This is a genomic window from Flavobacterium sp. AK-345, assembly GCF_058310175.1.
In genome coordinates this window covers 807,795-821,985 of the sequence record NZ_JBZEER010000001.1, presented here as the reverse complement: position 1 = coordinate 821,985, position 14,191 = coordinate 807,795, and the positions used below count along the sequence as shown (strand labels likewise).

Sequence of the window (14,191 nt, the reverse complement as noted above, 5' to 3'; positions counted from 1 at the left end):
TTAAATGAAAAAAGTTTACGCATTGTTAATTCTTGCCTTAGGATGTATGTCATACTCCCATGCGCAGGTATCAGTATCAGGAATCGTAGTTTCTGATCTTGAAAAAGTACCCGTACCGGGAGTCTCTGTTTATATTAAAGGAGAACCAAAAGGCGCTGTTACGACAGATTTTGACGGAAATTTTAAAATTAAAGCACAACAAAATGATGGTGTTTTAGTTTTTTCTTATGTAGGATTTAAAACAAAAGAAGTTTCTTATTCTGGCAGCCAAAAATTGACTGTTGGTCTTACTGAAGAAGTTAGTACTTTAAATGAAGTAGTGGTTGTAGGTTACGGTTCTCAAAAAAGATCTGATGTAACCGGAGCTATCGCTTCTGTAAAAAGTGAAAATTTTAACAAAGGAGTAGTGGCCAATGCCGGACAATTGATTCAGGGAAAAGTTTCCGGGGTTAACGTTGTTGGGGCAAGTGGTGAGCCGGGAGCTTCACAAGATATAATTATTCGTGGAGTAGGAAGTTTACGCTCAGGAACAACACCGCTTTATGTAGTAGACGGTTTTGCTCTGGATAATACGAATAATGGAGTTGCTTCAAATCCTTTAAACTTTATCAATCCGCAGGATATTGAAAGTATTGAGGTTCTTAAAGATGCATCTGCTTCGGCTATTTACGGTTCAAGAGCTGCAAATGGAGTAATTGTAATTACAACTAAAAAAGGAGCGAAAGGACAAACTAAAATAAACCTTTCTATGAGCACCGGATTTTCAACATTAGCCAATAAAGTTGACGTTTTTAGTGCCGATGAATTTAGAAAACAAGTTGTTGCCGTAAACGGAAATTTACAAGACGGCGGAGCAAATACAGACTGGCAGGATGAATTAACAAGAACGGGAGTTTCTCAAAACGTTAATTTCTCTATGAGCGGAGGAACAGATAAATCAACTTATGCAGCATCTGTAGGAGTAGACAATCAGGAAGGTGTTTTGCAAAATAGTGATTTAAAACGCTATTCAGGACGTTTAAATTTAAACCAAAAAGCATTTGATGACAAGTTTAATGTTGCTTTTAACATGACAGCAACAAAACTTGAAAATTCAAGACCAGATGCCAGAAGTGTAGTGGGCAGCATGTTAACAATGAACCCAACTGATGCAATTTCTGTAAATGGAGAACCAAATGTTAACTTAAGCAATGATGCTGTAAATCCTTTAATCAGTCAGAGAATTTATTCTGATGAAACCAACAACAATCGTATTTTGGCTAATATTGCGCCATCTTATGAGTTCATAAAAGGGTTAACGTACAAATTTAATCTTGGAGTTGATTATTCTATGTCTGAAAGAGACGTACAAGTTTTGCCATATACTTCGGCAACTAATACAACCGAAAGTACTTTGAACAACATTACAACTACTAATAATAATATTTTATACGAAAATACACTGACGTATAATTTTAGTAAAGATGTTCATAGTTTTACAGTTTTGGCGGGTCAGTCTTACCAGAAAATACAAGTAAACCAAAAGAATTACGACTTTAAGGGATTCCCTGACAATGGTGTTGAACCAAAGAATCAAATCGAAGCAGCTACTGAGCTTAGAACCAAGTCTTCATCTGCGGTAGAAAATGAGCTTCAGTCTTTCTTTGGAAGATTAAACTATGGCTATGACAACAAATATTTGCTTACAGCAATGATGCGTGCCGATGGTTCTTCAAAATTTGGTAAAAATAACAGATATGGATATTTTCCATCTGTTGCATTAGGATGGAACATTACAAAAGAAGATTTTTTAAAAGAATCTGAAATGCTTAACAATCTTAAGTTAAGAGCAAGCTGGGGTCAGACAGGTTCTCAGGAGATTCCTTCTAAAATTACAAAAGCAAGTTATACAGAAAGTAACAGCGGATATGATACTTATCCATTAGACCCATCTGCTACAGATTTAGTCGGATATCCTTATGGTTCAATATACACGCGTTTAGCCAATCCTAATATTCAATGGGAAGTTTCTACACAAACCAATATTGGTTTAGATTTTAGTTTATTGAATAACAGATTATCAGGTACTGTTGATTATTTCAACAAAGTTTCAGAGAATATTTTATTAGAAGTAGCGCCGGTAGATCCAATTCAGCCTACATCAAAATATTGGACAAACATTCCTAATATGGAAATCAAAAACAGTGGTATTGAGGTTGCTTTAGATTACAGCAGCGACAAAAGCAAAGATTTCTCTTATAGCATTGGTGGAAACATCTCTTTTACAAACAATAAAGTAGAAAACTCACCTTATAAAATTTTAACTACAGGAGGTGCGCAGGGAGGCGGACAATCCGGAGCAACGATAAACGGTGTGCTAAACGGACAGCCAATTGGTTCTTTTTATATGCTTGAATTTACCGGAATTGGCGCTGATGGTTTAAACCAATTTAAAGATACAAATAACGATGGTAAGATTCTGGACAATGACCGTATTGTTGCAGGAAGTGCTTTACCGGATTATATTTATGCGTTTTATTTGAATTTGAAATATAAGAATTTTGATTTTGGAGCTAATTTTAACGGAGCTCAGGGAAATAAAATCTACAATCACGTTGCAATGTCTTCATTCAACAGAGGAAGTTTGGCAAATTCTTTTAACACAACAGACAGAGCTTCTCAATATTTAAACGAAGCATCTACGAATTCAAATACAGTTTCTACAAGATATTTAGAAGATGGAAGTTTCTTAAGATTAAATAATGCAACTCTGGGTTACAATTTAAGCCCAAAAACAATCGGACTTGATAATATAATGGACAACATTCGTCTTTCGGTAACAGGACAAAACTTATTTGTAATCACAAAATACAGTGGTTATGATCCTGAAATTAATACCGGAACTTCAGTAGGCGAAATTCAGTCTTTTGGAATTGATTATTTCAGTTACCCAAGAAGCAGAACTATTGTATTTGGCTTAAACGCAGCATTTTAATCAAAAATAACAAAACATGAAAAATAAAATAATAATAGCAGGACTTGCATTCAGTTTATTCTTTACCTGGAGCTGTACTGACTTAGAAGAAAATGTCCTTGACGAATCCTTAAATGGGGCAGGACAAGCAGAAGCAATTAGTGGTGCAATTGCTCCCGCTTATGGTCAATTAAAATCAACGTGGTATCATACAAACAATTTTGGTTTACAGTTAATTGCAAGTGACGAAGGTATTTTACCTTACAGAGGAGGAACTGACTGGTATGATGGAGGTAAATATTTAGCCGTACACGCGCATACTACAACACCTACAAATGATCTGGTTACAAGTACCTGGAATGCTCTTACCAAAAATATTTCGAGAACATTATCTGCTATTGAAGTATTAACTCCTCTTGCAGAAGGTGGAAACACAGAAGCACAAGGAGCGCTTTACGAAATGAAAGCCCTGAGAGCTTATTTAAACATGCAGACATTGGACAGCTGGGGACTTGTATTTAAAAAAGAATCATCGGCCAGTACCTCAGAAATATTGAGAGGACAAGACGCCGTTTCTTATATAGAAAGTGAATTATTGTCTGTTGCCGATGTTATTAATACTACAAGAGGACCGGGAAGAATGACTCAGGCTGCAGTTTGGGGGCTTCTTTCAAGATTGTACTTAAATGCTGCTGTTTATCGTGATCCTTACGGTAAGCCTGCATTTGCCGCAGCAGATATGGATAAGGTGATTAAATATACTGACAACATTATAAACTCAGGTAAATTCAGTTTATCTCCAGAATATTTTGACTTATTTGATGATGCTAATAATTCTAACCCTGAATTGATTTTTGCTATAGATCAGCGTGGAGTTTTGGCAGATGAGCATAACCGTTGGGCATACTGGTCAATACCGGGATCAATGTTCGCAAGACCAGAATCTATTAACGTAGACGGAACAGATGGTCCGGCTATTACTTCAGATTTTTATCAAACATGGGTTGATGCTTATGGTGCTGTAGATCCTGCAGATGCTGATTCAAGATTTTATAAAAATAATGCAAAAGTGCCGGACAACTTAAAAGATCTTACGGGACTTTCACCATTAAATGACGAAAATCATTATTACTGTGTAAAAGCTGAGGATTTTGAAATTGACAGAGGAATCATGAGAGGTATTCCTTGGGCAGCAAGAAAAGATGCCAATGGAGCTTTTTATAAATGTGATGGCGGATACAGAATTTATCCGGTTAAGCAAATTAAAGGAAACGGACCTGACAAAAACGTAGGTTATGTGAACCTTACCCTTAAAGTTGATTTTACTAACGAAGGCAGTACGCACGCTGCCGGATACAGAGTGTCTAAATATCAATTTAGTCATACCTCTCCTGATGGAAATACCTACAGCAGCGTAGATATGGTATTGCTTAGATATGCTGAAATTTATATGATGCGTGCCGAAGCTAAATTAAGAAAAGGACAAATTGGTGAAGCATTGGCTGATATGAATATCGTGAGAACTTCAAGAACGGCACGTGCTCCAATTCCTGCTGCGCTTACGGCTATTAACTTAGATATTTTGTACAGAGAATATGGTTTTGAATTTTATTGGGAAGGTTTAAGAAGAACTACTCAAATTCGTTTTAACCATTTTGAAGATAAATGGACTGAAAAATCAGATGTAGATGTAAACCACAGATTGTTCCCAATTCCACAGGTAGCAATTGACGGAGCTTCTAACACACCTGGATATTTAGTACAAAATAAAGGATATTAAAATTTGTTTAATTGTTTTGAATTGAAGACTGTTCATTTTTGCCATTGCTATATAATGAGCAGTCTTCTTGTGTTTATTTTTTTTAAAAACAAGGGTGTTTAGAATTTTTAAAGCACCCTGTTTTTTTACGTTTTTCTTCTTTCAGAAAACCTACAATCTGATAGAAAAAATATCAATTTATTCTGATGTCAGAATAAGCGAATGATTTACGCTAATACCCTTTTTGCCCTAATACCCAATTGCTTTTTTTCAATTCATTAATTCATTTCAAATGAAAAAATCATTTTTATTCATTAGCTTGTTCCTATTATTATCTGGAGCAGGAAATACAATATATTCTCAAGATTTAGTAAAAGTACATTCACATAACGATTACAATCATACTATACCTTTTTGGGATGCATATTCAAACGGAGCAGCGTCTATAGAAGCTGATATTTTCTTGAAAGACAATGATTTATATGTTGCTCACGATCAGCAAAATATTACCGCTTCGAGAACATTAGAATCTTTGTACTTAAAACCTTTGGAAACTGCTTTGAAAATGCAGTACAAAAAAGAGCAGAAACTATTTTTGTTAATAGACATTAAAACGGATGCTGAACCAACACTTAACAAACTCGTTTCTGTTTTAAGTAAATATAAAACGATCACAGAAGATCAGAATATTAAAATCATCGTTTCGGGAAACAGACCAAATTCAGATTCTTATACAAAATATCCTAGTTTTATTTACTTTGATTTTCAGGAATTAGGGAAATCAATTTCAAAAGAAAATTGGGAAAAAGTCGCGATGGTTAGTGCAGATTTTAAAAAATATTCTGTTTGGAATGGATTGGGAAAATTAACAAAAGAAGACCACGATCGTATAACTTCAATTATTTCTAAAGCAAAAACGACCAATAAACCATTCCGATTTTGGGGTGCTCCGGATACAAAAAGCGCCTGGAAAGCATTTTCAGAATTAGGAGTAGATATTATCAATACAGACACACCTTACAATTGTGTTCAATATCTTGGATTTTTACCAAAGCGATTCATAACAGCCACAAATTCTTCAACAGTTTATAAACCTACTTACAAAACAGATCAAAAAAATAGTCCTGTTAAAAATGTAATTCTTTTAATTGGAGACGGAAATGGTTTATCTCAAATTTCTTCGGCTGTTTTGGCCAATAACGGCGCATTGTCATTAACACAATTAAAAAGCGTTGGTTTTATAAAAACACAATCTGCCGACGATTTTACAACAGATTCTGCTGCTGCAGGAACAGCATTGGCAACAGGCCAAAAAACAAATAACAGAGCCATTGGAACAGATAGTTTGCAAAAACCAATCACTAACATTTTGGAAATTTTACAAAAAAGAAAATTTTCTACAGGTGTTATAACTACAGATGAAATTACAGGAGCAACACCCGCTGCTTTTTATGCTCACACAATAGAAAGGTCTAATACAGAGATAATTGCTAAAGATTTATTAAAAAGTAAATTGAATTTATTTGTTGGAGGCGGGGCTTCTACTTTTAAGAATATTGCGTTAGATTCTAAATTTAAAGTATTGCCATCAGTAAAAGACATGCAGACCGTAACTGCTGATACTATTGGTGTTTTTATTTCTCAGGGGAGAGTACCGTCTGTTTTAGAAGGAAGAGGAGAAGTATTGGCAGATGCGACAAAATACAGCCTTGAATTTTTAAATAAAAAAAATAAGCCCTTTTTTCTAATGGTCGAAGGCGCACAAATTGACAGTTTTGGTCACGTTAACAATGTTGCCGGAATAGTAGCTGAAACAATAGATTTTGATACAGCCATAACTCAGGCTCTTATTTTTGCCGATAAAAATGAAGGAACATTAGTTGTCATTACGGCAGATCATGAAACTTCCGGATTTGGTATTCCACAGGGAAACATTAAAAAGCACAAAATAGAAGGTGATTTTATAACAAATGATCATACTGCAACGATGGTACCTATATTTTCTTATGGGCCACATTCGCAGGATTTTCAGGGAGTATATGAAAATAATGAAGTGTTCACTAAAATACTTTCGCTGTTAAAGTAATTAATTTAGGAATAAAAAAGGACAATTGTTATTATTGAGGACAACGAAGAAGGCAGCAAATTGTTTGCAGATTTTTAGGCTAATATACAAAAACAAAAAAAGGCTGTCTGACAGCCTTTTTGTTTTTGATGCGTAATTTGGTAGATTATAAAAATGTTTTTTATTTCCATTTTATCAAATCTTCTTCAATCCTAATTATTCAATATCAAGATTAGGAGGTATTAATTTATACATTACCGGTGTTACAATTCTGGAAAGAATAGTAGAACTTATCAAACCTCCGATTAATACGATCGCCAATGGCGCAATCAATGGATTTGAGTTTAATGCCAAAGGAATAAGTCCGCAGATTGCCGTAATTGATGTTAATACAACGGGCAGAAAGCGGGTTTCGCCGGCAATCGCAATTGCTTCGTCAATAGAATGTCCTTCTTGTCGCAACTGATTGGTAAAATCGACCAGCAAAAGTGAGTTTTTAACCTGTATACCAGAAAGGCCGATAAAACCAATAATCGCCACCAATGACATTGGACTTCCGTCGATAAGTAAAAATACTACGCCACCCAAAATTCCTAACGGAATGATAGACAATACAATGATAATTCCTTTAAAGGTTTTAAATTGTAGCAATAAAACCGCTATGAATAGAAAAGTACTCAAAATAATGACCGAAAGAAAATTACCTCCCAGCGAATCGCCTTCAGATTCTTTTTCACCCGCCAATTTGTAATAATATCCTTTTGGCATTTTTAATTTATCCAATTTAGGAACAATGTCTACCAACAAATCATTTGCATAAAAACCATGTTTAGAAACTGCGGTAACTTTTGAGAATCTGGATTTATTAAAATGATTGATTGCTGTTGGCGAAGTTTCAAAAGAGATTGTCGCAATCTGATTCAGCGCAATCGGAGTTCCCTGAATATTATTGACATACAAGTTTTTTAAGGCGTCAAGATTGGCAAACTTATCTCTTGGCAGCGTGAGTGTTACATTTCTGGCATCGCCGCGATCGTCAATATAATCTCCAACGGTCAATCCTGCAACGGCAAGACGAATAACTTTATCGACTTCGCTTGTTAAAATACCCAGCGTTCTTGCTTTTTCTTTGTTGATTTTTACTTTAACATCGGTTTTATACGTATTTAGCTCGTTGTTAACGTAAATCGTTCCTTCTTGGTTTCTTAAAATATTTTCTACTTCAGAAGACAGTTTTCGAAGCACTTTCTGGTCTTCGCCAAATAAACGTACCACAATATTAGCTTCCAGCGGCGGACCTTGTTCAAAATCTTTTACTTCGATTTTGGCGAACGGCATTGTTTTAAACTTCTCTCTTAAATTTTCAATCAATTCCGTTTTAGCAGAAGGTTTTGCTTCATCTTCCAACTGAACAAAAATCTGTGCAAAATCAGGTTTTCTGTCCTGTGGATGTATGTTGTAATAAATTTGCGGATTTCCTTTACCAACATTTGAAGTATAAAAAGCGATTTCCTTATGGTTTTTTAATTCTGCTTCTATCATTTTGGTAACCCTGTCGCTTTCTGAAATATTCGATTGAAGCGGTGTTTTTATGTTGATTAAAAACATTGGCTTTTCAGAAGTGGGGAACAATTTAAATCCCGTAAGGCTGAATAATCCAAAAGCGGTAAAACTCAATAACAATGAAATTGCAATGGTTGTTTTAGGATATTGTAACGCTTTTGGCATAATATCACGATACGATCTCGTTAGAAATTTTTGCAGGTACTGAAGAAAAATATTACCACCGGCGTGATCGTGTGTTTTTAAAAATCGGCTGCCAAGAAAAGGCACCAATGTTAAGGCAACAACCATCGAGGCCAAAACACTCGTAATAACCGCCATTGGAAGGCTTTTGATAAATTCGCCCGCAACATCCGGCAGAAAAGCCAAAGGTAAAAACGCAATAATCAGCGTTGCGGTGCATCCTACAACGGCAATTCCTATTTGTTTTGTGCCTTTCAAAACCGCGTCCATTTTTGAGTGGCCTTCACGAAGCCAGCGTTCAATATTTTCGACAACAACAATACTGTCATCCACCAGTAAACCCAGCGCAACAACCAAACCAACAATACTTAATTGATTTAAAGAAAAACCTAATGCATTCATGGCAATTAATCCTAAAGCCAATGAAAGCGGAATCGAAATCATCACGATTATAGAAGCTCTTGATCCTAAAGGTAAAAGCGTAATAATAACGAGGAAAATAGCAAGTCCAAAATCAAAACCCAAATGCCCCAAACGCTGCGAAACCATATTGGCCTGATCAAAGTTGTTGATCAATTTGATATTTTGCGGCAATTCTTTGGTAAATTCTTCTACAATTGGATCATATTGTTTTTTAACATCGGTTATGTTTACATTGTCTTTCATTCCGGCCGTAACCAAAACACAGCGATGTCCGTTAATGCGGGTAATATGATCTACGGTTTGAGATTTGTAGCTTACTTCGGCAACATCTTTCATGTAGATTATTTTTCCGTTTGCGTTGTAAATAACGGTATTGGCAACGTCTTCTTCATTTTTAAATTTTCCGCTTGTTTTTACATTAAAAACCTTGGTATCAAGATCAATGCTTCCTCCGGGAATATCGGCGGCTTCACTTTGTAAGCTTCCCATAACCACATTCAACGGAATTTTTAATTGTGCTAATTTATCCAATTGAAGATCAATTCGAATTTCCTGTTCCGGAACTCCGGAATATTTTACGTCTTTTAAATTGGTGATTTTTTCCAGTCTTGATTTTAATTCATCTGCTTCATTACGCAATTTTTTATCCGAAGCATTTTCAGAAACCAAAGCCACCTGAAGGATTTTTACATCAGAAGAAGCAATTTTTTCTGTTTTAATTTGATAAATATCTTTTGGAAGTTCGCTGTTTTTCAGCGCGTTCATTTCAGTAGAAATTTCCTGATATTTGTTGTCAACATCAACTCCGTATTTAAATTTTACCTGAAATGCGGCAACACCATCTTCGACGGTAGTTAAGATTTTATCGATATTTTCAAGTCCGTAAATTTTATTTTCAATAGGTTTTACAACTTGTTCCTCCATATCCTTCGGACTCGTTCCGGGATAAATAACCGTAATAAGATATTGGGGCGGGTGCGTAGAAGGATCTTCAGATCTTGGCATGGAAAATAGCGTAATATACCCCACAACCGACACTAGAAGAAATATAATCAGCGTAAACTGATAATTTTTAACGGCAAAGTTTGTTATCTTCATCTTATGATTATTTAATGATTTTGATCGTTGATTGTTCATTTAAATAAGCACTGTTTGAGATCACAATCTGATCTGTTTTTTGCAGGCCGTCTTTGATATAAACCGTATTATTTTCAAATTTAAAAATAGAAACAGGCTGTCTTTTTACCTTATTATTTGCTACAATAAATACAAAAGCTTTATTTCCATCGGCTTCAATAAGAGCATCATACGGAATTGTAATGACATCTTTTGTCGCATCAGTACGTATTTCGGCTTTGCCAAACATGCCTACGGCCGGTTTACTGTTTTTCATGTCCAGTTTTAATTCGGCCTGAAAAGAACCAAGTGCCGCATCTGCCGCCTGCGATTTTCTAAAAACAGTCGCATTAAACTGATTATCAGGATAACCGTCAAGGGTTACAATGGCTTTTTGTCCCAATTTTACAGCAGCCCATTCTTTGTCTGTCAAACCAATTTTTAATAAATAATTATTGTTTTGAGTCGTTTCGTTTATGGCTAAAATAGGAGAGCCCGGTGCCACAACTTCACCTTCATTGGCTAATTTTTGCGATACAAAACCATTGGCAGTAGCATATATTTTGGCATAACGCGCATTAAAAGCCACGGCATCTTTTTGTTTTTTGGCAATGTCCAGACCGGTTTTTGTATTTTGAAGCTGTTCTAAAGTATACACGCTGTCTTTGTACAAATTGTAAGCACGGTTATAATCACGTTCGTATTTTTTTACATTGAGATCCGTTTGGTTTAAACCTGCGCTAATTTCGGTAGCATCCAAAGTGGCCAGAAGTTGTCCTTTTTTGAAGAAATGACCTTCTTCAACGTAAATTTTATTGATTACACCGCCAATTTTAAAAGCATAATTAGCAGAATTTTCTGTGGTCACTAAACCAGAAGCATTTATATTGCTCGTTAAGGACAGGGATGCAACGGTAGCTGTTTTGATGGCAACAGTTTCGCTGTTTTCAAATTGATTCGTCTCTTTTTTTTCTTCATGACACGCATAAAAAACGGGAAATACAAAAAGACATATTGCTAATGCTTTTTTATGTATAAAATTATTATTTAGGTATTCGTAAATTTTTGATTTCATAATTTTTGTTTTTGGGATTATTTAAAAGTAAAAGTGGCATTGGCTCTTTCTAATTCGGCAAAAGCAATCCAGGAATTATAAAGTGAGATATTCGTATTGAGTTGGGCATTAACCCATTGATTTTGTGCATCAAGGAGTTCGATATAAATTGCCTGACCTTCTTTGTATAATTTGGTGATGTCTTCGTTGTATTTTTTGGCGGATTCTTTTTGATTTTTATCTGCATTAAATTGTTCCAGAGCCGACTTGAGATTATTTTGGGATACCTGAAACTGAAGCAGTAATTGCTGTCTCACATTATCGGTTTGAGAACTTATTTTTTTACTGTCTTCTTCAACCTGTTTTAGTTTGTATTTGTTTTTGTTGCCCGAAAAAATATTCCATTCTAAACCAACTCCTGCAAAATAATATCGGGATTGTTTGTTGACTTCAAAATCAAAATCCTGAAAACCAAAATCAGCAAAACCGCTTAATTTAGGATACCAATACGATTCTGTAAGTTTGCTGACATTACTGTTGATTTCGCTTACCTGAGTTAATTTTGAAAGCTCTTCGCGGTTTGATGTATTTTCATTTACCAAAATAGTAGGTGTAGATTCGTTGTTTGCATCAATTTCAATTTCACTATCCAATTTTTGATTGATTAAAAAATTAAAATAAGTTTTGGCGTTGCCGCTTACTTGTTTTGCTGTTTCGAGGTTTGCTTCGATGCGAATTACCTCATTATCACTTCTCAAAACAGCGGTACGGTTTATTTTATCATTTTTAAATAAAGACTGGTTCACTCTTTGGTTTTCCTTAACCAGCTTTAAAGCATCCTGATAAATGTTAATTCCTTCAATAGATTGCAGGTATTTATAGTAGGCAATTTTGATTTCCTTAACCAATTCTCTCTGGTAAATTTCAAGTTCTATTTTTTGTAAAGAAGTTTGCTGGCTTTTAATCCTCTTGTTATAAATGATTTCAAAATTCAATAATGGCATCGTCGTATGAATTTTGGCATCATAAAAATTATCCGGATTGATGAGTACAGATTGATTTTGCAAAGAAGGAAATGCATTCGAATTTGTAATCTGATTTAAGGTATTGTAAACCGGATTCAGCATATCGCCAATCGGGATATCGATCGTTCTTCCGCCATCTGCTTTGGTATAATTGGCATTTAGTGTAACAGTGGGGTAGAACAGGGCATGAGCTTCTTTAAGCGCATACATGCTTTTGTTGATGTCAAAATTATGCTGTTTGATGACTTCATTACTTTTTAATCCAATCTGGATATAATTGTCGAGTTTGCTTTGGGAATATCCTAGAAATCCAAAACAAAAAAGCGTTAGGGTTATTACTTTTTTCATTTTATTGTACATTGTTTATTAGTTGAACGTTGTTCATTTTTTTGATCAAAAAAAAATTTAAAGCTTTTCTATTATTTTTAAATATTCATTATATCCTTCAAACAAGATTTTATCCGGATTAGAGAATTTTACACCTTTTGTTCTTTGGCGTATTTCAAGAGAACACATGCCATGCACCATGCTCCAGATCATAAAGGATAAAGGCTCTAAAGTATTGCCTTTAAAATGGCCTTTATTCATACATTCTTCTACGGTACTTTTTAATGCGCCAAAAGTACCAACACCTTCATTCCAGGCTTCTTTTTCAGAGGTTTCAATAAATTCCATGGGCGCTTTAACGATAAACATCAAATCATACATTTCTGTATTCTCAAGGGCAAATTTAATATAGGTAAACCCCATTTTTTTAAGGCGTTCCATAGGGTCTTTTATCGAAAACAACTCTTTAAAATAACCGCTTAATTCGTCAAAACCGATAGAGTGTAAGTCGTGTAAAATGGCATTTTTATCCTTAAAATATACATATACAGTTCCTACGCTGTAATCTATTTCATCAGCAATATTACGAATTGTAGTCTGCTCAATACCGCGTTCTAAAAAGAGTTTTTTGGCTCCTTTTAGAATAAGTAGTTTTAAGGCTTCTTTTTCACGTGCTTTTCTTTCGGCAGTACTCATTTGTATAATTTATTCTGCAAATATAAAATTATTTTTTGAACAGTGTTCATTTTTTGAAATTAATTTGTTTTCTTTATATTTTAAACAGAGAAACATAAACTTTAAAAAAGAAATTTACGTACATATAGTATTAAGTTTAAAAATCGCTTAAGATTAATAGTATTAATGCAATATCAGAATTGAGTAAGAGAAGTACTAATATTGTTTTTTTATAATAATTAAAATCTCGTTTTTTTATTATTTCTCAATTATTGTTCTACTTTGGCGATCAGTTTTGATAGTATTCAAAGAAATTGGAATGATATTTCAGGATAAATTAAATTTATATAGATTTGTTTTTTGCACAAACATATTATTTTTTTAAATCTCACTTTGGAAATAAATATAGTTTTAGAAGAGCTTCGCAATAAGAATAAATCCGTTTATAATAATGTTTTTAATCATTTTTATAGAGGGATGGTTTTGTATGCCAATAACTTTTTATACGACAAAGATGCAAGTGAAGATGTTGTGCAGGAAGTTTTTATTTCACTATGGGAAAACTCCGGCGATATTGAAATTAAATCTTCTCTAAAAGCCTATTTGTATGCCATGGTTCGCAATAAATGCCTGAACTATCTTAAATCCCTAAAAATTACAGACGATATTAATTTAATTGACCTGAACTCGATATTAGTGTGGGAAGAAGATTTTGAAATGATTTCTGAAGAAGAAAAAAGAATCTTATATACCCAGATTTTAAAAATCATTGAAACTTTTCCCGAAAGTATGCAGGAAATTTTTAAACTAAAATTTGTCGAAAATTACAAATACATCGAAATAGCAGAAAAGCTCGATATATCTGTCAATACGGTAAAGACGCAGCTTAAACGTGCCAAACAGAAAATCAATCAGGCTATGCCATTGCTGCTTAGTTTGTTTTCTCCCTTGTTGTAAGTTAAATTTTGCTTTTTAGGCTAATTTTACTTTTTTTTCACTTTTTATTAATTTTTTGTCACCCATTTTCATCTTTCGGTTGTCTTGCTAA

Annotated in this window: 8 protein-coding genes; 4 read left to right on the top strand and 4 right to left on the bottom strand. The window is 34.4% G+C overall.

Annotation, left to right across the window (positions count from 1 at the left end):
• Positions 1-4 precede the first annotated feature (4 nt).
• The 3 genes from AC4FQ3_RS03745 (at position 5) to AC4FQ3_RS03735 (ending at position 6,798) form a co-directional block, all read left to right on the top strand.
• Entirely contained in the window at positions 5-2,974 is a 2,970-nt protein-coding gene (locus AC4FQ3_RS03745; RefSeq protein ID WP_491180919.1) for a SusC/RagA family TonB-linked outer membrane protein, read from the top strand.
• A 16-nt stretch (positions 2,975-2,990) separates the two neighbouring features.
• On the top strand, positions 2,991-4,733 hold the full coding sequence (locus AC4FQ3_RS03740; RefSeq protein WP_491180918.1) for a RagB/SusD family nutrient uptake outer membrane protein: 1,743 nt from the start codon (positions 2,991-2,993) through the stop codon (positions 4,731-4,733).
• A gap of 271 nt (positions 4,734-5,004) precedes the next feature.
• Positions 5,005-6,798, top strand: a complete 1,794-nt coding sequence (locus AC4FQ3_RS03735) for an alkaline phosphatase (RefSeq protein WP_491180917.1) — start codon at positions 5,005-5,007, stop codon at positions 6,796-6,798.
• A gap of 195 nt (positions 6,799-6,993) precedes the next feature.
• Here AC4FQ3_RS03735 and AC4FQ3_RS03730 read toward each other — a convergent pair whose 3' ends face one another.
• From AC4FQ3_RS03730 to AC4FQ3_RS03715, 4 genes are read right to left on the bottom strand one after another with little or no spacing between them, the layout of a single operon-like run.
• Positions 6,994-10,044: an efflux RND transporter permease subunit gene (locus tag AC4FQ3_RS03730; protein ID WP_073398270.1), complete on the bottom strand. Its 3,051-nt coding sequence runs from the start codon at positions 10,042-10,044 to the stop codon at positions 6,994-6,996.
• Between the two features lie 7 nt (positions 10,045-10,051).
• A complete protein-coding gene (locus AC4FQ3_RS03725; protein ID WP_491180916.1) occupies positions 10,052-11,137 on the bottom strand; it encodes an efflux RND transporter periplasmic adaptor subunit in 1,086 nt (361 codons plus the stop codon).
• A gap of 17 nt (positions 11,138-11,154) precedes the next feature.
• Positions 11,155-12,489, bottom strand: a complete 1,335-nt coding sequence (locus tag AC4FQ3_RS03720) for a TolC family protein (RefSeq protein WP_491180915.1) — start codon at positions 12,487-12,489, stop codon at positions 11,155-11,157.
• 57 nt (positions 12,490-12,546) lie between these two features.
• Positions 12,547-13,164 (bottom strand): TetR/AcrR family transcriptional regulator, encoded by a 618-nt coding sequence (locus AC4FQ3_RS03715; protein ID WP_042566836.1) that lies wholly within the window; start codon positions 13,162-13,164, stop codon positions 12,547-12,549.
• A 372-nt stretch (positions 13,165-13,536) separates the two neighbouring features.
• Here AC4FQ3_RS03715 and AC4FQ3_RS03710 point away from each other — a divergent pair, with 372 nt between their 5' ends.
• Positions 13,537-14,100 (top strand): RNA polymerase sigma factor, encoded by a 564-nt coding sequence (locus AC4FQ3_RS03710; RefSeq protein WP_491180914.1) that lies wholly within the window; start codon positions 13,537-13,539, stop codon positions 14,098-14,100.
• The last annotated feature ends 91 nt before the right edge of the window (positions 14,101-14,191 follow it).

Excerpts from the sequence above, each read along its gene's own strand:
- AC4FQ3_RS03730 (WP_073398270.1), bottom strand. The coding sequence starts at position 10,044 with ATGAAGATAACAAACTTTGCCGTTAAAAATTATCAGTTTACGCTGATT.
- AC4FQ3_RS03720 (WP_491180915.1), bottom strand. The coding sequence starts at position 12,489 with ATGAAAAAAGTAATAACCCTAACGCTTTTTTGTTTTGGATTTCTAGGA.
- AC4FQ3_RS03725 (WP_491180916.1), bottom strand. The coding sequence starts at position 11,137 with ATGAAATCAAAAATTTACGAATACCTAAATAATAATTTTATACATAAA.
- AC4FQ3_RS03735 (WP_491180917.1), top strand. The coding sequence starts at position 5,005 with ATGAAAAAATCATTTTTATTCATTAGCTTGTTCCTATTATTATCTGGA.
- AC4FQ3_RS03745 (WP_491180919.1), top strand. The coding sequence starts at position 5 with ATGAAAAAAGTTTACGCATTGTTAATTCTTGCCTTAGGATGTATGTCA.
- AC4FQ3_RS03740 (WP_491180918.1), top strand. The coding sequence starts at position 2,991 with ATGAAAAATAAAATAATAATAGCAGGACTTGCATTCAGTTTATTCTTT.
- AC4FQ3_RS03715 (WP_042566836.1), bottom strand. The coding sequence starts at position 13,164 with ATGAGTACTGCCGAAAGAAAAGCACGTGAAAAAGAAGCCTTAAAACTA.